Source organism: Methylobacter tundripaludum SV96 (assembly GCF_000190755.2).
GTDB classification, from domain to species: domain Bacteria; phylum Pseudomonadota; class Gammaproteobacteria; order Methylococcales; family Methylomonadaceae; genus Methylobacter_A; species Methylobacter_A tundripaludum.
Map to the genome: position 1 here is coordinate 471,463 of NZ_JH109152.1, position 18,707 is coordinate 490,169.

The following is an 18,707-nucleotide window of genomic DNA, read 5'->3' on the forward strand; positions in this document are numbered from 1 at the left end:
CCGTAGGGCGTGCCGCGCGCGCCTTGGAAGCTAAGGCGCGCGCGGCACGCCCTACGTATACTGAAGGACGCTTGTCCTTGTAATAAAGTCCCTGTCGAAACGTTCCGGTTTTTGTATGTTGGGCTAGAATAAATAATATAGAGTTTTTGGTTTTATAGCAGGAGAGGAAAAAAATGAAGATGAAAAATTATCGCCTGTTTATAGTGAGTTTTGTGACGGCTTCATTTATTTTGCTGACCGGGTTTGAAAAGCCCGGCGTTAATAATGCTCTTCCTTCAGCAAATGAAGTAAAAAAAGTGCAGTCCAAGAGCAAAGAAAGCCTCGTTAAGCCAAAACAGAAAACAAAAAATAAGCAGGAAGCGGTTGCTGAAGAGGCTGAATTTCAAAAACCGCTGGATCTTTCTATGCCATTTAAGGATTCTGAAAATGCCTGGCTGACGATTGAACAAAACAAGGCCGTTCAGGGAGAATCATTAAATATATTTGCTTCGGAAAAGAACAAAAGGCCGCGGCCTTTATATTTGGATAGTCAGGTGTTGATGTCGCAAGAACCGGAAGTGGATAAGCGAAAATCGTTAGATGGCGCGGGGATCGTCATCAACCTGAAACGGTGACCGTGAAATGAATAGCACCGAATTTTGAAAAACTTCTAAAGTTTGGCAATGAAAAAAACGCCCTTAACCGGGCGTTTTTTTTGCGCTTTGATTTCGACATCAAAGTCCGGGCGGTAACAACACAAGGACGGTTTCACGCCAATCGGTTAGCACATGTTTTCATCCCGTTATCAGAATCCGGGCGGTGCAACCATTGTCCGCATGTCTATAAAGGATCGCGCACTCAAGTTTTCATCCCGTTATCAAAGTCCGGGCGGTGCAACAGGTAACTCTCATACGGCAGGCTATTAACGGGAAAGTTTTCATCCCGTTATCAAAGTCCGGGCGGTGCAACAAAAGTACGGTATTGAAACATTTGACCGTTATGGGTTTTCATCCCGTTATCAAAGTCCGGGCGGTGCAACTGTACCCTTGCAGGTTGTTGCTTTGCAAGCGGAATTTGGTCTGTTTGCGGCGCGGTGCGCGGGATTTCCATCAATTCTCCTGAAAACCGCTAATTTACCTGAACAAAACAAAAATTCCCTTTATCAATCAATATACGGCGCGATTTTCCTCGATTATTTCGCAAGCTGTTGATTTAACAGCGAACCCTAAAAACCGTCCGATTTTGCAGCGACGCGCCGCAAACCGCTTTTCATGCCTCAGAGCAGATTATAATCCGGGTCTGCGCTTACCCGTCCGCTGCCATCGATAACGATGTGCAGCTTGTCTTTGCCGCATAAGTTGTAATAACGCACCTGATCTTCCGTCGGGTTCATCAACTTGTCCAGCCGCCGTTTAAGCTCCTGCAACTGGCCGCTTTCAAGATGGCATTCGAACACGCTACGCTGTACGCGGACGCCGAAGTTTTCCATCTCGTTGGAGACTTTGCGCAACCTTTTGGCGTCATGCACATCGAAACAGATCACATAAAAAACCGTCATTGCAGAAAAAACGCTTCGTCTTCAGGCGGCAAGCCGAGGCCTTGAAAAAACACCGTCGCGCTGCACCAGGTGCATAACGGATACCAGCGCAAACTGTCGGCGCTGTCTATTTCGTCCAGCAAACGGTCGCGCAACATGCTTAAGCCGTTGTCGCTCAAGTGGCATTCAAACACGCTGTACTGTACGCGCTTGCCGTAGTTTTTCAGGATGTCATGTGCTTTTTTGCGGTCATCGTCATCGCTGATGTCGTAGGTTATCAGCCATAAACGGGTCATCGCAGCACCATGGCTTGGTAGTCCGCGTCGATGCCGCGGATGACCTGGGATAAATGCTGTACCTGATATTCCATGCAGCGCCGGTAATCGAGCGCTGTGCCGGTAACCGGGTGGGCAATGGCCGAGTTGAATTTTTCTTCCAGCGCTTTGATGAACGTTTGCCGCGCATGAGGCTTAAAGAAGCAGCCTTCGCCCGCCGTTTTCGGGTAGTCGAAATCGTCGGGCGTCAACTGCCCGTTTACTGCCAGTTTCCAGACCACGGCATCCACCACAATGCTGCGAAACTCTTCCATCATGTCCGAGGCCAGCGCCGGGTGGCCTTGCCGCAACGCATGCAAAAAGCCGACTTGCGGATTGAGGCCGCGGCTGCGCAACAGCGAATAGATATTGTAAAACAACAGCGTGTAACCGTAAGACAGCATGGCGTTAATGCCGTCGGTGGGCGGCTGCCGAACGCGCCGGCTAAAGCCCCATGAACTATCCTCCTTTTTTAACAGCAACGTCGATTCTTACTGTCCAAAGCCAGCTTTGGACTCCAGAAAAGTGTGCTATAGGAGTTCAAAGCTGGCTTTGAACATGATAGGAGCCAGCATTAGCATAGGGTGAGTAGTTCCCTTGCCCAAGACTTGCCCGTGTTGCAGTAAATACAGGGTGCGCAACAGTGGCTCATGGTCGCTGGGCAAGCCTTGCTCATCAAGGCGTTCGGTATTTTCAAGAGAGTGTTCGCGGTCACTGAAATCCTTGGCGTTTAAGTTGGCTTCCGAAAACGCCAACTGCATGACGGTTTGCGGCTCGGCGGCTCTTTCAGAACCGTCATCCCGGCAGGGAATCACATCAGGCCATCCTGCCTGATGCCCTTCGGGTGAATGCAAATCTGTTCCAGACAGATTTGTGCCGGGATCCAGATCACAGGGAGGTGAACGCCCGAGTTCGCTCAAACCTTCATTATTCACCGGCAAAGCCAGCAAATTCGGTTCGTCGGCCCCGTTTTAAACGCCAGCGAGCGGATGAACTGCACCCCTAAAAAACGAAAGCCCTGATTGAAATGCACAATCCGCGTCTTGCGGGTGTTGAGTGTTAGCCGCAATTCGCCCAGCAGGCTGTCGGTGAGTTCCAGCGCTTGCTCGGCATGATCCCGGCTTTTGCACAGGATCAAAAAATCGTCGGCAAAACGGATCAGGCACAACTTGTTGTCCAGCAGCGCTTCATCCAGATGATGCAGATACAGGTTGGACAGCAACGGGCCGATGGGCGAGCCTTGGGCGACGCCCTTGCTCAGCACAAAGCGCCGGTCGCCGTCGACCACCGTGGCGCAAAGCCATTGCTCTATCAAGCGCAATAAGCCGACATCGGTAACCAGCTTGCCTACCATAGTCATTAGCAAGGTGTGGTCGATGCTGTCGAAAAAACATTGGATGTCGGCATCCACCACCCAGTGATAGCCCTGGCGTTGCAATAACTGAATACGGTCTAGGAGGCTGTCGGATTAATAGAGCGAGCCTCCCCACTTAATCACGATTAAAATTTAAAAAAGTGGTTTATTGGGATTTTTAATGCCCATAGTTCTGTTTTATGGGCAGCTCAATGCTCTTTTTCCTCTCTCACCCTCTTAATACATGCATTCTTTTTAAATTCCAGCCTATACAGACTAAATTCCATTCACTTTGGACGGATTCCAGGCCTCGAAGCTGGAATTGCCTGAATCCCTGGACGTGTTTAATGATGCCAAACACGGTTTCGACAGTAGATTTTCGCTTGCCGTAGAGTGCTTTGCCCGCTTTGGTTGTTAAGCGATGGGTCATGGCCTCAACCGGCGGTAAGGTGCTTTCGCCTATTTCCGGCTGATGCTGAAACCGGGCGTCAAGGGCTTGGTTATGGCTTTGCCGCTTTTGGGCGATGTACGGTTTTATCTTTGCATCAGCACACGCCTTTACATTGGCTTGGCTGAAGTAGCCGGTGTCGGCCAACAGGTTGTCAACACTCCCCAAGCATTCCGGGAGCTGTTCCAGTTTGGCTAAGGCCGGTTCGATTTCTTGTTTGTCGTTGGTGTGTTGGGTGATGTGATGAGCAACGATCAGGTGGGTGGCAATATCAACACTGGCTTGGGCGTTATAGGCTTGTTCAAAACCATTAGGGGTCGGCATGATGCGGGACTCTTCATCGGTCAGGCTGACTTGATCTTTACCTTGAGGCGCATCGGTAGGCGCTTGGGGGGCTTTGCCGCCCATTTTCTTGCCGGTTTCACTCAGGTGTTGTTCACGCTTAGCCTGCTTTTCGTCATACTCGGCCTTTTCTTGCGCGTAACGCGCCTTGGCACGGGCCTGGATTTCCTGTTTGGCTTTGGCAATCACTGCTAAACGGTCTTGGCGGCGTTTGAGTTCCTTGGGTACATCCATGTCTTCTGGAAGCGGGGAATTGTCGGCGGCTTCAGCCAGTTTCATCAAGGTTTCAACTTCCTGTTTGAACTGGGCTTCCAGTTGATTGGCGTAATCCCAGCTCAAGGCTTTATGCTTGCTGGCATTGGCTTTAATCTTGGTGCCGTCCAGGCTCACCGTACCCAGCTTAAGCAGCCCCAAGGTTTGTGCAAGTACCAATATCTCGACAAATAGGCTTTCGATCTCTTTGCCAAAGCGCTTGCGAAAGCTGTTGATGGTGTCGTGATCTGGGTTTTCGTTGGCGCAGATGTATTTAAAGGCCATCGAGTCATGAGTGGCTTTCTCCAGTTTGCGACTGGAAAATACGCCGGTCGCGTAACCGTAGAACAGCAACGCCAACAGCATCGCCGGATGATAGGGGCGCTTTCCTTTGCCCGCATAGACGGCTGATAGCGTCCGTAAATCCAGTTGATCGACAATCTCGACAACAAAACGGGCCATATGATCTTCAGGCAAATAATCCTGAACACACGGGGGCAGAATGTAGGGGGTATCGCGATCAATCAGGATGAATTGGGTAGCCATTTTTGTTTTTTGATTTGGTGTTTCGATAGGGTTATTTTAACACTTTTTGCACTGCTAAATCCGACAGTCTCCTAGCGCCTGATCGACGCTGCGGCCCTTGCGGTAGGCAAAGCTGCAATCTTCAAACTCGGCTTCGAACAAAGGTTCGATGACGCGGGTCACCGCCGTTTGCAGGATGCGGTCGCGCACCGTTGGGATGGACAGAAGGCGAGTGCCGCCGGTGGGCTTTTCCAGTTCTATGCGCAGCAGCGGCTGGGGTTGATAGGTTTCATCGCTGACTTCATCGCGCAAGGTCTCGAGGTTTTTGTGCAGCCGGTCTGCGAACGCCGCCAATGTTTGGTAATCGACACCGGCGCAGCCCTGGTTTTCATACACCTTGCTCCAGGCCTGATGGAGATTGAAATCGGTCAAGGCATCGGACAATTGGGGTGTTTGCATGAGGGCGTGCTCTGGGCTGGAATGATGTGCTTAAAACGCAAGTGGTTTGGGCGAAAGTAGATTCGCCCAAACGTATTTTTATCCCGTTATTTAGAGTCCGGGCGGTGCAACAAAGATAACTTTTTAGATAGACATCCAATAGTACTGTTTTCATCCCGTTATCAAAGTCCGGGCGGTGCAACAATCACAGTCTGGCTGGTACTCTTAACCGCCCTCAGTTTTCATCCCGTTATCAAAGTCCGGGCGGTGCAACCTATGTGGGGGATGTAAACGCGAAGAACTATGAAGGCGTTTTCATCCCGTTATCAAAGTCCGGGCGGTGCAACTCTACGATTGTAGAGATTGAGCTCGTTGTTAATGCGTTTTCATCCCGTTATCAAAGTCCGGGCGGTGCAACTGTACCTTTGCAGGCTGTTGCTTTGCAAGCGAAATTTCGGCTGTTTGCGGCGCACCTAGTAAAGAACTCGGCGGCAACCCTAAAAAACGGCCGGAAACCTGAACAAAACGAAAATTCCTTTTATAAATCAACATACGGCGCGCTTTATCTCGATTTTTTAGCAAGCTGTTGATTTCACAGCAAACGCAAAAAATCACAAAACTTTCGCCTGACGCGCCGCAAACGGCTATTCGCATTCGCCAAATCCCAGCGTTAATAAGGATTGTGATCGAAAATGACCACATCGCCGGTAACAGGCGAACGGTAAATCAGGCTTTTTACCTTGCCGTGCAGGGCGTGGGCGATTCTAAGATACAGCCAAACCGGAGCCGCCCCGGTCAACACAACATCCCGCCCGTCGCCCGCCAAGGCTTTGGCTTGTTGCTCGTAGTCCGGCAATGCCGACAGTTTGGCGGTTTGGTTGTACAAGACGGCAAGGTTGATTTCTATCATGTTTTATTCCAATTGATTTTTTAGTGTCGGCCGCTGTCTATGAGGCAAGACAAACTATCGGCTATGCGGCAACGGGTTGTTTTGCGTAATTGAACTGGTCTAGTTCGCTCTCGTCGCAGCTAATGATAAATTCAACTCCAGCTTGTCGAATGATCTCTAATTGCTGCGAGAATTCTGCTGTACTGGTAAAGTTCAGGTTGAATCTCGTTTTGCCTTCAATCAAAGGCAACATGCCAATATAGCCTAATAGTTCGCTACGGGTAAAATCACGACGTTTTATTTCGACGGGCAGCCTAATTTTCTGGCTTGGGCTACGTAATATTACGTAAATCTGCTCATTCTCTTTTTGCCAGCGCTGTTCTGTTTCCTTGCGCAGTTTCAGGGCATTCCAGGCGGCAATAGCCGCAGCAATAAGACCGATAATAGTTGCCAGTTTGTCGATTAAATCCCACATTGTTGTGTCTCCAAGTTGTTAATATGTTTTTTACGTTTATTCAATCATGTAGTGTGCTTTCTAAAAGCGACCTCCTCGCAACTGTTCTTTAAATTTCCTGATATGAAGAAAAGCATCACCCCGGCAATATCTGCCGATATGATGGCTTCACTCGCGCTGTATGGAACGAAAAAACCGATTTATTCGTTTAAATATTCACTAACTCTAAGCGAACGCTCTTTATATTTAAGTTTTTGCTTGTTTGTGCCTTTAAATTCGGGGTGCCATTTGTCGGCGTTGATCATCAGTTGTTTTATTTTTTCGGCGATCTGCTTGCCGTCTTCACCAGTCCAGCGGGATTTGTCCAGTTCTTGCAGTAAACGGGTGTCCCATTCTTGCTCGGGTATGTTGTTTAAAAAGTCTTCCTGTTCTATTTCTAGCGGGCTTAGGTTTTTAATGCGTTGTTCTTGTAATTCCCTTTGTTTTTGGGCTGCTTGTTCGGCTTCCCTTTTTTGCTGCGCTGCCTTGGATTCTTTAAAAACCCCGTAACCGACTGCGGTTTTGCCACCTGCGCCTAGTGTTTCCAAGGCTTTCCGTAATAGTTTCAAGCCGGTATCAAGGTCTTGTTCGGATGCGCCAGGGCGCGGAGCCAGAAAAAACTCGAAGTCTTGCCCCGGAGCCACGGTTAAAAAAAACACCGGTTTTGGGCTGAGATAGTCGGCAGGCGGCTTGGTTGAGTCTTGATAGTATTCGGAATAATGCGGGTTGAGTATGTCAAGTTCCAGTTTGGGCGGCTGGCTGGGCAGGGCGTCAAAAACGATGAGCGCGCCGCAATTCGCCTCGCCATCCTTTGCCCCGAACAGGCGGGTGATCTCTTGTTGTTCGGTCAGTTCGCACCAATGCGTTGCCCAGGCGCGCATCAGGCCTTTAACCGATGAGCCGGGCAGGTAAGGGACGCTTAAGGTGCGATGCCAAATGAAGCCGGTTTCGTAAGGATGGGCGGCTCCCAAGCCGGATACGAATCGCCAGTCGGTGGTTACGGTAAGGCTTGGGTCTTTGACTTTGAAATGGTTCAATAAGGCGCGTTGCCGGGTTAATGCGGCGGTTAAGTTAGCCTCTAATAGGGGCTTGGTTGCTTGGTACTTGTTGATGACATCCAGAAAAAACTGCTTCTTGGCATTATCGGCGGGTTTGTAGTCATTTCTTTCATCCCAACCATCGGGGAATTTATCGAACAACAAGCCGGAATGCGCGGTACTGGTCTGTTTAAATGTGTCTCTGGGGATTTGTGCATACAATGGCAACATGATGTTTGCTCCTTACAATTTCGCCGCAGCGAATTTTTTCAGCCAGTTAAACAGCATCAGGCTTTCTTCCTGGGCGCGAAAGTAGTCGCTCCTTGTGCCGGTAACCAGCGCTTCGATGAGTTCCGTTTTTTGATAGACGCGCATCGGGTGCTTCTCGTCCGGCTCTCCGCACAGCCAGTCTTGCAGGCTGTTGTAAAGTATTTTTGACGGCGCTTTCGGTTTATCTCCGGCATCGGCAAGCAAAAACGCCAAGGCTTGGCCCAATCCGCATTGCAAGATCAGGCTGGGCGACTTGTGGATGTGGGTGCTGAGTTTATCCTTGTCTTTCTCTTCGAGACTCAATTGGCCCTTAATAAACGCTAATGTAAATGCGGCGCGGCGTTGTTCCAGGGTGCGGCTCATGATTGGCCTCCGCTGATTTTTACGCAGCACCAGCCTTGGCCGACGGTTTCATTGCCGCCGATTTGCAAGAACCGGTCTTCAAGCAAGGCTTGCAGTTTTTGGGCAACCTGTCCGGCATCTTGGATTTGGTCGTTGCCACGGCGCGGGTCATGGCACAACGCCAGCGCATACATCAGGGTTTCGGGCGGAAGGGTTTCTTCGTACCATAAATTGTCACTGGTTTTGCTTTCGTCGTTTAACTGAATCCGCGCCGATACTTGGGTGGCGTAACGCACCAGATGCTGAAAGTCGTCGTTGGGGATGACGACCAGCCGCTTGCCGTCAAATCCGGCTTGGCCGTCCAGCAAGGGTGTTAGCAGTTCGACAATCGCATCAACGGTCTTGTTAGCGGTCACGTTGAAATTGACGTCTTCCAGAATCAGCAGGTCTTTTAACGGAGAGCCGGTCGCCGCCAACGCTTTCGCTTCTACCAGCGCCAACGCATCGTCAAGGGCTATTTCCGGTTTTCCGTAACCGATCAGTTCAATATCCCGCAGCAAGCGTTGAATCACCATGGGGCAGGTTACCCACACGAATACCTGCTGCAAACTGCGGACGGGAAAAGCCAGAATGCGGGCATCGGTGATGCTGAATGCTCCTGCGCTGGTGTTAGTCTCATCACCGTTTACCGAGGAACCAAACAGGGTTTTTACATTGTCAGGCTCTTTATTCCAAAGCTGTTCGGCTTTGTCGCGCAAGCTGCCTTTGAATCCCGAGGAAGCAAACATCGGGTAGCCGGTGTGGACTTCGCGTTGTATCGGCAAGTCAACGACGCCGGTGGTTTGCCCGGTGCCGGGATGTAAGAACGTGATGGCTTGCAAGGTGATGAGGCGTGATTGTGGTGTCATAGTAGTTTCCTGTTTTGTTGGTTTTTCCATCTAAGGCGAGTCAATGAGCGAGGCTTAACCTTAGATTGCCCCGCGTTTTTTATGGTTCCCATGCTCTGCATCTTGAAGTAGGCCGGAATAAGTCGGTTCAAGCGACAGCGAGAACCGGTGTTTCCGGCAAACATCTCCCGATTTCTCCGGAAACGCCACCTCGCGCTACGCGCTTGGATGGTCTTATTCCGGCCTACATCCGAGTCTGCTAATGTCGAAATGACGGTCTTGGACAGACTTGTGTATAACAATGAGCGCTCCGCATGGGAGCGATGAGTCCACGTTTCGGAAAGTTATTACCAACGGCCCACGAGCACATGCCCGAAGCCGTATTCGCGGTTACCGCCGAGCTTAGTGTCATGCAGTTGAAGGATCGCTTCCCGGTCTTTCGCCTGCGCCTCGCAAAAGTACACGCTGCCTGCGGGGATGTAGGCTTGATGGGTTTTTGACGAGCCTGCTTTTAAATCCCATCCGCCCAGTTTTAGCGGCTTGCCGATGCAGGCGGAAATGATGGCGACTTCGCAAGCGTTCAGTTGTCCGATCCTCAGTTGACCAATCCATTGATCCTTTTCCTTCGATAGCGCAAAGCCTTCAGGCAACCACCCATCGCTGTCAACCGGCATTAACGCGGGCTGGGTAAAAACCAGCTTGAAGCGCACGGTTTCGCCGTCCGGCGTTATCCGGGCTGCGGGCATTTTAATGTCTTCATCGCTAACGCTAATGGCGGCCAATTTGCCTTCGCCGCCCAATTTTTGCAAAGACGCTTGTTGCGGCAGATGCTCCGGCGCTATGCCTTGCACCCGAAGAAGCAGGCTGACGTCTTTGCGGGGTCGCACCGGGGCGATGGCGAATAACATGCCTTCTTCATAGTTGCGGGTTTTGTTGTCCCGCGCCAAGCCTATTTTGGGTTCCTTGTCGGCCAGGGCTAGGTCTTTAGGATTGTCGGCAAAAAGCGGGATCAGTTTGATACCGTCGGTTTCGCCGTTCAGCAGCTTTGCCATGTCCTGATGGTTGACATAGCAGTTTTCCGAAACCTTGTAGCCCTTACCGTCAACGGCCGGTAAGCGGATGTTGCCTAAGTCGCAAGCGGTGGGATCACCGGCAGGTTTAAGCAAGGCGCGTTGGTTTTGGGCGTTGCTCATTAAATCCAGCGGCGCGGGAAACAGCAATTCGCCGTTGTCATGCAAAAAGGGGCCGGTCAGCTCAAGCTTGCCAAGGTTTTTGGCACAGCCGATTTCGGCTTTCAAGCTGCCGCCGTCGGGGAAGCACGGTTTGCCGTGAGTGAAGGCGTCTATATCGGCTTCGGTGCAATACAACACGGCGGTGCGTATCGCGCCTTGCAGGGTTAGACCGGTCGGCGGAAACTGCGAGTCTATCCAGGACGACTCGCCTGCATTCATCGGTTTTCCCGCGCCGAAAAACAAGCTGTCGGCGGCGTTGAATTGCCAAGTTCTTACCGTCATTTAAACCTCCTTTTGGACTAAAAAGCGCACCAGCAAGGCGGCATCGGCGTTGTATTTGCCCTTTGTGTAAGTGACGGGCGTGTTTTCGCTGTGGCGCGTTTGTTGTCGGCATAACAGCAACAACCTTTCGACGCGCTCTTTAGCTTCCTTGCGTTGCGTTTCCTTGTCATTTTTCTTGAGTTCACGGTTGGCGAGGTATTCGGCGGCCAGCAAGTCTTGTATCGCCTCATCGGTGATGGTGTCATCGCTTTCGATTTGCTCAAACAGGTCGCGAAGTTTGTAGAAGAATTTGCTGGAAAAGCGGTCGCTAGTTGGGTCTGGACGAAAAGCGGCTATGATTTCATCAAGCAGTTGGGCAAAGTCGGTCTTTAACTCGTCCGTCCAAGGCTGCGCCCAAGTCAAGACTATGCCGCCGGGCTTCCATACGCGGCAGGTCAAGGCATCGCGCCCGGTGCGGTCTTTGGCGATGTCGTCGAGCAAGCGGTGCGCATCTTTCACGACCACGCTTAAGGCGATGTTTTGGTGGGCGAATTGCACGGCGGCGGAAATGGTGGCGGCCTCTGTGATGCCTTTCGGCAAGTGTTCAAAGGCTTGTTGATAGGCTTGTTGATAGGCGCTTCGGCAGTCTGCGGCGCATTTTATAGCGCTACTGACCGGCAACAGCGCGAACACATCGTCGCCGCCTGCGTAAACCAGCTTGCCGTTGTGTTGGTCAACAATGCCCGGCACTCGGCTGGTAAAGTCGGCCAGCGCTTTCGATATTTTTCCCCGTTCTTCCGTATCGCAATCGCCGATCAGTTTGCCCATACCGTCGCCGTCCATCAGCAGCAGCGCGTAAAACGGCGTGGCTTTGGATCCGGCTGCTTTTTGCAGTTTTATAAGCGCTTTGCGTAAGTCATTTTTTTCGCCGGTTGATAGGGTTTTGTTGCTGCCGCGCTTTTGCAGTTGGTCGGCATCAATGGAGGACAAATAAAATGCATCGCCGTCTAAATCAATAAAGGGCTTGTTAATGCCGCTGTCTTTTAGGTGATGCGACAATCCGTTTATATGTGTGTTGTATTCCGAGTTATGAAGATGTAGTTTTTTTGCCGTTTCGGTCAGCTCATTAGCGGCTTTTTGAATAGCATCCGAATCTTTGGCTTTTATAAGCACTTTTTCCAGCCAGTCGATGGCCGATAAATAGGCGGTGGATGGGTAGTATTGCTCGACTTCCCAACCGATAGCTTTTTCAGCCACCAACGGAAACAGGCGCTTGGTCAAACATACCGCGCACAAGCGTTCATTTTCACGCAGGTCTAAATCGCTTACTTGGAATTTAGCCCACCAGTCTTTGCTGCTTTTCCGGTTCGGTACAAACTCGGATTTTTTCGACTCGGAAAGTTCCTGCCGCTCGCCGCAGACCGTGCATTTTTCGCCGCTTTCTTCTGTGGGTGTTGGCAAGCGCAGGTTTTTACGGCTGTCCAGGCTGGATTTTTCGCCGGTCACCCAGGCAAATTCCCAGTGATTGTTGATTTGCCGGTTCCAGAAATCATCGTCGATAAGCGATTTGCCGGGGTCGATTTTGTCTCGTACCGCATTGGCAACTTTTATCCAATGATCCTGGATGACTTTTGCATACTCCTTGGGGTCTTTGTTTTCCGGTATTTGCGCGGTAAAGCGGTTGGGCAAGGTGCCCAAGCTTTTGGCTAAGTCTGAAGCATGGCTTGGGTCTTGTATCGCCGCCATTAACGAATCATCGTCAATATAAGGCATTAATATTTTGCCGTTGTCCTTAAGTATGGCATTCATGGCTTGCCCGGAGAGCCATGCCAGCAAATAAGAACCCGCCCACAAATCGCGCGTTCTTCGCGCTTGGGCGACAAAGCTTTGTACGGGGGTGAAGTTGAAGTGTAGGGTTTTGCTCATGGATATACCTTTAAGCCGTGATTATCCGCCTTGGAAAACTCATCAAGGATATCTGTTATCGCTGTAAAATCATCAATCAATGCTAAATCTTTGTAGCGATAGCCAGCTTTGCCTTGTTCACCGGTTGATAACCTGACTTCTTTATTTTCTGGAATGAGTATTGCCGGCAAAAATAACATCACGACACAAGCTTGAGTGTGTGTTGAAAATTCATAAACGGTAAAAAAAACCGGGCTGGCCCGTCGTCCTTTTTTACCATTCTGATCCATGAAATTGACTTCACCGCTTTGTTGGGAGGAAGAGAAAAAATAATTATGCGGCAACCCAAAAGCTGAACGAATCGGGGGATGCGTTGGTACGCTCACATTGCGAACAAATTTATCCATTAAATCATGGTCATCTGTTACCCACGCCAATTTATCTTTACTTTGATAAGAGCGTAACGAGCTGATTTTGCAACCCAACTTTTCTAATGCATCTTCGCCATTTTTACCTTGTCCTGTGATTACGCATCTTGTTTTATCGCTCCATTGAGTATATTCAGGGTAACCGCTAATTTGCTTTTGCTGGAAGGCTGAAATTCCTTTTATGAATGTATGTATTGATGCTTGTAACTCTTCCTTGTTGTTCGCATTAAGGCAGGGTAAGTCATCATCCAAGCCTACAACGCTGTCCAGCATTAACGAACCAAAGCCTTTTCGGGATCTGGCGCCAAGTCCGCCAAACATAAGCCACGCCCACAAAGCTCGTTTAAACCGAAGTTTGTCTTCAGCATTCAAAACACATTGGTGTGACTGATCAGAGCGGAATTGATTAAATCGAATGATTAAACTAAATCGACTGCCGGATTTAATGTAAGGTCTTGTAGTTATTTCTTTTTTTTTTTATCACGAACAATAACGCCGTAACCCAAGTAAGCGGTTTTTGTTTTATTCCAGCGATCATCATCTTTATGGCCCAAAGACAATTTTCTGTCGGTTATACGCAATAAAACGCCAGATTGCCCCTGACCTTTTCCCTGTCCGCCGAAAATTTTTGCTTCTCCCTCTGGATCATCGGGATAAATTGCCCTATACCAAAAACGCAGCAGCCCTTTTATTGATGGTTCACGCAGCTCTGCTTGTTGCTCCTGTTCTGCACCAGCGATAAATAAAGGGGTGACAACCCGAAGTTTTAAAATAATTTCTGTCATTGCGTTTTCTCCACTTTATACAAACCCAAACCAAAACTCGTCTTGCCGCCAATCCCTACCCATTGCCCTAACGCCAGCCACGGCACAAACGGCGCAAGCTCTCCACTGTAAATCGTCTCGCCGAGCAGGCCGCCGAACGGCATGTCGCTGTGGCTGCGTTGCGAATGGCGCTCCCAGTCGTGCCATTGCAGGGTGCTGTGCTCGATTTGCACGGTTTCGGCCAGCTTGAGTAGCTGCTGTTTTTGTTCCGGGGCGATGGCTATGCCGCCGCCGTACAGCGTCGCCAGGGCGTTGATGCGGCTTAACAGGCGGTTCATCAACAGGCTGAACGGCGGGACTGTGTTCAGCAATTGGTTGCCAGCTTTCAGCCGTAATCGGGTGTGGTGGGTTAGCCGTATGCGCGACAGGGATGGCGGCGTGTCGGCGAAAAACTGTCCGGCTTGCATGGCTTGGGTTTGTCCCAGCCATTGGCGGTTTCGGTAAAGGGTACCGGCCCCGCCGGAGGTCAGTTGCGTAATGCTGTCGATGCTGAACCGGGCGCGTTGTTTGCCTAAGCCCATAAACTCGCCAAGATGCTCCAGCGCGGCAAACACGATCAGGAAATAATCGACGGCAGCGCCGTACAGGACAACGCCAAGGTTGAGCGTGTCGCCTGCCGCGTAGCGGGTTTTTTCATCCAGGGGCGGAATCAGTACGTAAGGCCGGGGCGGCGCTTGTTGGGCGTCGCTCCAGTGGGCAGGCGGCGTCGGGTTGTAGAAATAATCGCGGAAGTGGCTGCCGATGCGAGCCAGCGCGTGCCCGAATGCGCCGTGAAAGCTGGAGCCCTTGTAGACTGGGAGTTCGGTGGCTTCGGTTAGGCAAAGTTGAAATTCAAAACAGGCCAGGCGAAATGCCGGGTTTTCGGTAACGGCATTGGCAGGGTTTAAACGGGTATGTGCAGTCAAAAAACACCTTAACAGGATTGAATGTGAACGGTATTAATGTGCTTACGTTCTGTGCATGTGACAAAAAACCATTGACGTCAACAAGACAATGGTTTTTGCGGAGGACGAAGAAGGCAGGTAATTAACAGGCTGGCGCGGATACTAACGCTTTTTTTTAAATGCAACAAGCAATGTCAGCCAGATAGCCGATTCGGCGGCTTCAAACCAGCATGGATGGCGGTCAGCGCGCGGCTGGGCAGGATGGTTATGGATTCGCTTCGGGGTTCTAAAGGGCTAGGCTTCCCGGCCGGATTGGTATTCGTTTAGCATGTTTTTATCCCGTTATCAGAGTCCGGGCGGTGCAACAAATTACCAGAAAAACTGCAAGCATTGAAAGAAAGGTTTTCATCCCGTTATCAAAGTCCGGGCGGTGCAACTGTACCCTTGCAGGTTGTTGCTTTGCAAGAGAAATTTCGGCTGTTTGCGGCGCGGTGTGTGAGATTTTCATTAATCGTCCTAAAAACCACCCAGAAACCTGAACAAAACAAAAATTCCCTTTATAAATCAATATACGGCGCACTTTAACTAGATTTTTTCGCAAGCTGTTGATTTAACAATGAACATTAAAAACCGTCCGATTTTGCAATGTCGCGCCGCAACAATAGTTTGAACGGCGGTTTTTAGGATAATAAGCGGCCTGTCATGCCGGTATCGCGGTGCCGACCGAGGTTTTTCGCTAATCAGGTTATTTGTTGCCGGTTTCAACGTCGGGCAGCATAACAATCCGGTTCCTGCCTTCTTCTTTTGCTTGATACATGGCTTGATCGGCGGCTTCGATCATGTCGGTGTAATTGGTATAGTCGGCGCTATACAGGGATACCCCGATGCTGACTGTCAGTAGATGACCGTGAAACCGTTGGTTCATCAGCTTGCCGCGACGCTCAATTTCCGACCTGATGCGCTCGGCGTAACCGTAGGCGCCTTTTGCATCAGTATTTCTAAGCACAAATAAAAACTCTTCTCCGCCGTAGCGGCCGATGAAGTCTCCGGGCCGGGTCAAGCTGCGCAAAATATCGGCAACAATCTTTAAGGCATCGTCTCCGGCTTGATGCCCGCAGGTGTCGTTAAACAGTTTGAACTTGTCTATATCGACAAAGCCAATCGCGATATTGGTCAGTTTGGATTCATCCCCTTGAAAAATCTCAGTCAGGAAATTGGTGAGCATTCGCTTATTGAAAAGCTGCGTTAAGTGGTCGATCTGCGCGTGTTTTTTCTGCTGGTCGTATTGTTTGGCATTAAACATGGCGATCCCCAATTCGTAGGCAATGGGCATTATTTCCGGCAGTAATGATTCGCGCATCGGTTTTTTCGACTGTGAATTATCGGCATAAAGTACGCCGCTCAGACGATTGTGATGCAAGACCGGCACAGCGATAAACTCGCTGGTATTTAAGCGTTGAAGTATTGGGTTGTCGCGCTCTATGGCGGTATTAACGATGACGGCTTTCTTCTCGCGCAGACAGGTTAATAGCAAGCCGGAAATGCCGCTCATGTCGATCTCGAAGGGTTGCAGCGCTGTGGGTAATATTGATGTCGGCCACCAGTATGACGCGATCAGGCAGCGGCGCTTGGGATCGATGGTGAACATGATGCTGCGGTCGAAACAAAATTCGTCCTGTATCGCCTCCAGAGTCCGGGGTATAAAGTCATCAGGGTTAAGGCTGTGATGGGGCGCTGTTAAACAGGATGACGGTTTCCTGCCGGACATATCGACAGCTGAAAAAGGTTTATCCTCGCTTATCTGGCTTAGGTTAATGGTCGCTTTAACCAACGTGGCCCGTAACGTGGTTAAACCGGGCAGCTGGATGTCATAGAATTCCCGAGTGATTTTCATGTCCTGATCTACCTGTTGCAGTAGGGCTTCAAGATCCAGTTGGTCAATATTAATCGTTTCGAGTACGGCGCTTTGCAATTTCGAGTGGCTATCGTGGGTAGCCGAGCCGATGCCCTGTATCCAGGCAATGTAGTTTGCGAAGGAAACGATGGCAATTTCCGTTTTATATTTAGCGTACGAAGACGTCTCCGTCGGCTGGTTGTGGTGGAAAGCGACGATTGCCATGATTGATGGCGGTAATTGCCATTCCAGACAAAAAACATGACCCATCTCGGTATGCGTTATCCCGAAAAAACGACGTTCCTCTTCAATGGTTGAATGTCCGCTTTTACCCATGGAATGAATAAAATCGCTGTAAGTCACACGTCCATAGGTCTCCAAAACTATCTTGCCTATATCGTGTAAAAGCCCTCCGGTATAAACCAGGTCCGGGTCCGGATACTTCAGTGCGACGGCTATTCTCCGGCTTAATGATGCTACATAAAGGCAATGCTGCCAGAAAAACAATAAGTCGAACGCCCGCTTTGAACCTCGTTGAATCAGTTTGTTATAAAGCAGCAGGTTTATCGCAAGCTGGCGTACGGTAGAAAACCCCAGCATGGTCACGGCGCGATTAATGGAGGTTATTTTGTTGGGCAGGGCGTAAGCGGCGGAATTAACCTGTTTCAGGATTTTTGCAGCCAGCACCGGTTCCGTTTCTATGATTAAGGATAAGTGCTCGATCCTGGCGTTATCGTCATTGGTGAGCTTTAAAAGTTTGATGGCGACAGAAGGGACAAGCTGAAGATGTTTGATTTCATCCTTAAGAATGGATCGAGCCGCTTTTTTTATGAGTTCGGTGTTGTCCTTATCTTCGTCAGTCATGACATCTTCTCCATGGTCTAGGTTTTATTGCTGTACTGTAAAGAAAGTCTAATAAATTTTCAGGGGAAATTGTGAGAATTGTCGATCAATATCTTTAAATAGGTATTTAGCATAACATCAAAAATCAGTCACGATGACTGCCCGGTACAAAATTTTCTGAATACATAGTGATGGTTTACAATACCGACGAATAAGTTCGCCCCTAGAGCGGGGTTGCAAATAGACAGGATGTAAAATTATCACATGAAAAAATTAAAATGCGCTGTTATCGGTACCGGTTACTTGGGCAAATTTCACGCAGAAAAATATGCGTCTCTGCCTGATTGCGAACTGGTTGCGGTTGTCGATATTAACGAAGCGGCGGCTAAAGAAGTTGCCGAAAAACACGGCGCAACAGCGCTGACGGACTATCAATCGCTGTTAGGTGAAGTCGATGCGGTCAGCATCGTGGTGCCTACGACACTGCATCATAAGGTCTCCAGGGATTTTCTCAATGCCGGCGCGCATGTGCTGGTTGAAAAACCGATTACCGTGACGGTTGCAGAAGCCGATGAATTGATCGTCATTGCCAAGGCAGGGAATTTGATTTTTCAGGTCGGGCATCTGGAACGGTTTAATCCGGCGGTATTGGGACTGGACAAGGAGGAAAAACCGCTGTTCATCGAATCCCACCGCCTGTCCCCGTTTAATCCGCGCGCCAATGATGTCAGCGTGGTGCTGGATTTAATGATCCACGACATCGATATTATTTTAGCCTTGGTGGATTCCGAGGTGGAACGCATCGATGCCAGCGGCACGGCGGTTTTAACGCAAGGCACCGACATTGCCAATGCCCGCTTGCTGTTTAAAAACGGTTGCGTGGCTAATGTGACGGCCAGCCGGATCAGCATGAAGATGGAACGCAAAATGCGCATGTTCAGGCCGTCTTCCTATGTCTCTGTAGATTTCCAGAATCGTATCTTGACCAAACATCGCACCGGCAAAGGAGAAATGTTCCCCGGCATTCCTGAAATAGAAACGGAAGAATCCGTTTTTGAAAGCGGCGATGCGCTGTTGGAAGAAATCAAGCATTTCGTTAACTGCATTCATACCGGGGACAACCCGCTGGTTTCCGGTGAAGCGGGAAAAAGAGCGCTGGAAACTGCGATAGCCATCACCCGGTTATTAGGCGATAAATAACTGGGTTTAATAGTTCCCCACGCTCCGGCGTGGGAATTCAGTTAACAGCCGGACGGGGCATGTTGCCCCGTCCGAAACGTTTTGATCTGGTTTGAATAGCCGTTTGGTTCGGGTCGTCTGGCGAAAACG

The 18,707-nt window shown here is 49.9% G+C and carries 22 protein-coding genes; 3 read left to right on the plus strand and 19 right to left on the minus strand.

The annotated features are described in order from the left end of the window. Positions 1–173 precede the first annotated feature (173 nt). Entirely contained in the window at positions 174–614 is a 441-nt protein-coding gene (locus METTU_RS02095; protein WP_006889649.1) for a hypothetical protein, read from the plus strand. A 313-nt stretch (positions 615–927) separates the two neighbouring features. Here METTU_RS02095 and METTU_RS25030 read toward each other — a convergent pair whose 3' ends face one another. From METTU_RS25030 to METTU_RS02130, 8 genes are all read right to left on the minus strand, one after another. Then, positions 928–1,089, minus strand: a complete 162-nt coding sequence (locus tag METTU_RS25030; protein WP_436969933.1) for a hypothetical protein — start codon at positions 1,087–1,089, stop codon at positions 928–930. Positions 1,090–1,255: 166 nt separating this feature from the next. Continuing rightward, entirely contained in the window at positions 1,256–1,537 is a 282-nt protein-coding gene (gene cas2, locus METTU_RS02100; protein ID WP_006889650.1) for a CRISPR-associated endonuclease Cas2, read from the minus strand. Further along, positions 1,534–1,812, minus strand: a complete 279-nt coding sequence (gene cas2, locus METTU_RS02105; RefSeq protein ID WP_006889651.1) for a CRISPR-associated endonuclease Cas2 — start codon at positions 1,810–1,812, stop codon at positions 1,534–1,536. The genes cas2 (METTU_RS02100) and cas2 (METTU_RS02105) overlap by 4 nt, the downstream gene beginning before the upstream one ends. Then, a complete protein-coding gene (gene cas1, locus METTU_RS02110; RefSeq protein ID WP_050897704.1) occupies positions 1,809–2,312 on the minus strand; it encodes a CRISPR-associated endonuclease Cas1 in 504 nt (167 codons plus the stop codon). Before cas1 ends, cas2 (METTU_RS02105) begins: the two co-directional genes overlap by 4 nt. A gap of 48 nt (positions 2,313–2,360) precedes the next feature. Then, positions 2,361–2,765 carry a hypothetical protein gene (locus METTU_RS02115; RefSeq protein WP_006889652.1) on the minus strand — a complete coding sequence of 135 codons (405 nt, stop codon included), beginning with the start codon at positions 2,763–2,765 and terminating at the stop codon, positions 2,361–2,363. Beyond that, complete coding sequence (locus tag METTU_RS02120) at positions 2,762–3,268, minus strand: reverse transcriptase domain-containing protein (protein ID WP_050897705.1); 507 nt, start codon at positions 3,266–3,268, stop codon at positions 2,762–2,764. The genes METTU_RS02115 and METTU_RS02120 overlap by 4 nt, the downstream gene beginning before the upstream one ends. 145 nt (positions 3,269–3,413) lie before the next feature. Further along, positions 3,414–4,772, minus strand: coding sequence for an IS1182 family transposase (locus METTU_RS02125; RefSeq protein WP_006889238.1), 1,359 nt, complete (start codon positions 4,770–4,772; stop codon positions 3,414–3,416). Between the two features lie 54 nt (positions 4,773–4,826). Then, positions 4,827–5,210, minus strand: coding sequence for a reverse transcriptase family protein (locus METTU_RS02130; protein WP_050897706.1), 384 nt, complete (start codon positions 5,208–5,210; stop codon positions 4,827–4,829). 257 nt (positions 5,211–5,467) lie between these two features. Here METTU_RS02130 and METTU_RS25035 point away from each other — a divergent pair, with 257 nt between their 5' ends. Beyond that, positions 5,468–5,779, plus strand: coding sequence for a hypothetical protein (locus METTU_RS25035; protein ID WP_436969934.1), 312 nt, complete (start codon positions 5,468–5,470; stop codon positions 5,777–5,779). A gap of 80 nt (positions 5,780–5,859) precedes the next feature. On the opposite strand, the gene METTU_RS02135 is transcribed toward METTU_RS25035, so the two are convergent. The 11 genes from METTU_RS02135 to METTU_RS02190 all read right to left on the minus strand — a co-directional run bounded on the left by METTU_RS02135 (position 5,860) and on the right by METTU_RS02190 (position 17,399). Further along, on the minus strand, positions 5,860–6,099 hold the full coding sequence (locus METTU_RS02135; protein ID WP_006889653.1) for a CRISPR-associated protein Csx3: 240 nt from the start codon (positions 6,097–6,099) through the stop codon (positions 5,860–5,862). Positions 6,100–6,160: 61 nt separating this feature from the next. Next, positions 6,161–6,553, minus strand: a complete 393-nt coding sequence (locus tag METTU_RS02140; protein WP_006889654.1) for a hypothetical protein — start codon at positions 6,551–6,553, stop codon at positions 6,161–6,163. Positions 6,554–6,732: 179 nt separating this feature from the next. After that, positions 6,733–7,839 carry a type III-B CRISPR module RAMP protein Cmr6 gene (cmr6, locus tag METTU_RS02145; protein ID WP_006889655.1) on the minus strand — a complete coding sequence of 369 codons (1,107 nt, stop codon included), beginning with the start codon at positions 7,837–7,839 and terminating at the stop codon, positions 6,733–6,735. A 12-nt stretch (positions 7,840–7,851) separates the two neighbouring features. After that, positions 7,852–8,241: a type III-B CRISPR module-associated protein Cmr5 gene (gene cmr5 / locus METTU_RS02150; protein WP_006889656.1), complete on the minus strand. Its 390-nt coding sequence runs from the start codon at positions 8,239–8,241 to the stop codon at positions 7,852–7,854. Next, positions 8,238–9,128: a type III-B CRISPR module RAMP protein Cmr4 gene (gene cmr4 / locus METTU_RS02155; protein WP_006889657.1), complete on the minus strand. Its 891-nt coding sequence runs from the start codon at positions 9,126–9,128 to the stop codon at positions 8,238–8,240. Before cmr4 ends, cmr5 begins: the two co-directional genes overlap by 4 nt. Positions 9,129–9,454: 326 nt before the next feature. Continuing rightward, a complete protein-coding gene (gene cmr3 / locus METTU_RS02160; RefSeq protein ID WP_006889658.1) occupies positions 9,455–10,621 on the minus strand; it encodes a type III-B CRISPR module-associated protein Cmr3 in 1,167 nt (388 codons plus the stop codon). After that, complete coding sequence (cas10, locus tag METTU_RS02165; protein ID WP_006889659.1) at positions 10,622–12,526, minus strand: type III-B CRISPR-associated protein Cas10/Cmr2; 1,905 nt, start codon at positions 12,524–12,526, stop codon at positions 10,622–10,624. Then, entirely contained in the window at positions 12,523–13,254 is a 732-nt protein-coding gene (locus METTU_RS02170) for a hypothetical protein (RefSeq protein WP_040579544.1), read from the minus strand. Before METTU_RS02170 ends, cas10 begins: the two co-directional genes overlap by 4 nt. A 140-nt stretch (positions 13,255–13,394) precedes the next feature. Further along, positions 13,395–13,718 carry a type III-B CRISPR module RAMP protein Cmr1 gene (cmr1, locus tag METTU_RS02175; RefSeq protein ID WP_040579547.1) on the minus strand — a complete coding sequence of 108 codons (324 nt, stop codon included), beginning with the start codon at positions 13,716–13,718 and terminating at the stop codon, positions 13,395–13,397. Next, entirely contained in the window at positions 13,715–14,662 is a 948-nt protein-coding gene (cas6, locus tag METTU_RS02180; protein ID WP_006889661.1) for a CRISPR system precrRNA processing endoribonuclease RAMP protein Cas6, read from the minus strand. Before cas6 ends, cmr1 begins: the two co-directional genes overlap by 4 nt. A gap of 724 nt (positions 14,663–15,386) precedes the next feature. Beyond that, positions 15,387–17,399, minus strand: coding sequence for an HDOD domain-containing protein (locus METTU_RS02190; RefSeq protein ID WP_006889662.1), 2,013 nt, complete (start codon positions 17,397–17,399; stop codon positions 15,387–15,389). A gap of 243 nt (positions 17,400–17,642) precedes the next feature. On the opposite strand from METTU_RS02190, the gene METTU_RS02195 reads away from it, so the two are divergent. Beyond that, a complete protein-coding gene (locus METTU_RS02195) occupies positions 17,643–18,578 on the plus strand; it encodes a Gfo/Idh/MocA family protein (RefSeq protein ID WP_006889663.1) in 936 nt (311 codons plus the stop codon). Positions 18,579–18,707 lie beyond the last annotated feature (129 nt).

What these genes read in the sequence shown, in the direction of transcription:
- METTU_RS02095 (WP_006889649.1), top strand. Translation starts at nt 174, where the DNA reads ATGAAGATGAAAAATTATCGCCTGTTTATAGTGAGTTTTGTGACGGCT.
- METTU_RS25030 (WP_436969933.1), bottom strand. Translation starts at nt 1,089, where the DNA reads ATGGAAATCCCGCGCACCGCGCCGCAAACAGACCAAATTCCGCTTGCA.
- cas2 (WP_006889650.1), bottom strand. Translation starts at nt 1,537, where the DNA reads ATGACGGTTTTTTATGTGATCTGTTTCGATGTGCATGACGCCAAAAGG.
- cas2 (WP_006889651.1), bottom strand. Translation starts at nt 1,812, where the DNA reads ATGACCCGTTTATGGCTGATAACCTACGACATCAGCGATGACGATGAC.
- METTU_RS02125 (WP_006889238.1), bottom strand. Translation starts at nt 4,772, where the DNA reads ATGGCTACCCAATTCATCCTGATTGATCGCGATACCCCCTACATTCTG.
- METTU_RS02130 (WP_050897706.1), bottom strand. Translation starts at nt 5,210, where the DNA reads ATGCAAACACCCCAATTGTCCGATGCCTTGACCGATTTCAATCTCCAT.
- METTU_RS02135 (WP_006889653.1), bottom strand. Translation starts at nt 6,099, where the DNA reads ATGATAGAAATCAACCTTGCCGTCTTGTACAACCAAACCGCCAAACTG.
- METTU_RS02140 (WP_006889654.1), bottom strand. Translation starts at nt 6,553, where the DNA reads ATGTGGGATTTAATCGACAAACTGGCAACTATTATCGGTCTTATTGCT.
- cmr6 (WP_006889655.1), bottom strand. Translation starts at nt 7,839, where the DNA reads ATGTTGCCATTGTATGCACAAATCCCCAGAGACACATTTAAACAGACC.
- cmr5 (WP_006889656.1), bottom strand. Translation starts at nt 8,241, where the DNA reads ATGAGCCGCACCCTGGAACAACGCCGCGCCGCATTTACATTAGCGTTT.
- cmr4 (WP_006889657.1), bottom strand. Translation starts at nt 9,128, where the DNA reads ATGACACCACAATCACGCCTCATCACCTTGCAAGCCATCACGTTCTTA.
- cmr3 (WP_006889658.1), bottom strand. Translation starts at nt 10,621, where the DNA reads ATGACGGTAAGAACTTGGCAATTCAACGCCGCCGACAGCTTGTTTTTC.
- cas10 (WP_006889659.1), bottom strand. Translation starts at nt 12,526, where the DNA reads ATGAGCAAAACCCTACACTTCAACTTCACCCCCGTACAAAGCTTTGTC.
- METTU_RS02170 (WP_040579544.1), bottom strand. Translation starts at nt 13,254, where the DNA reads ATGTTTGGCGGACTTGGCGCCAGATCCCGAAAAGGCTTTGGTTCGTTA.
- cmr1 (WP_040579547.1), bottom strand. Translation starts at nt 13,718, where the DNA reads ATGACAGAAATTATTTTAAAACTTCGGGTTGTCACCCCTTTATTTATC.
- METTU_RS02190 (WP_006889662.1), bottom strand. Translation starts at nt 17,399, where the DNA reads ATGACTGACGAAGATAAGGACAACACCGAACTCATAAAAAAAGCGGCT.
- METTU_RS02195 (WP_006889663.1), top strand. Translation starts at nt 17,643, where the DNA reads ATGAAAAAATTAAAATGCGCTGTTATCGGTACCGGTTACTTGGGCAAA.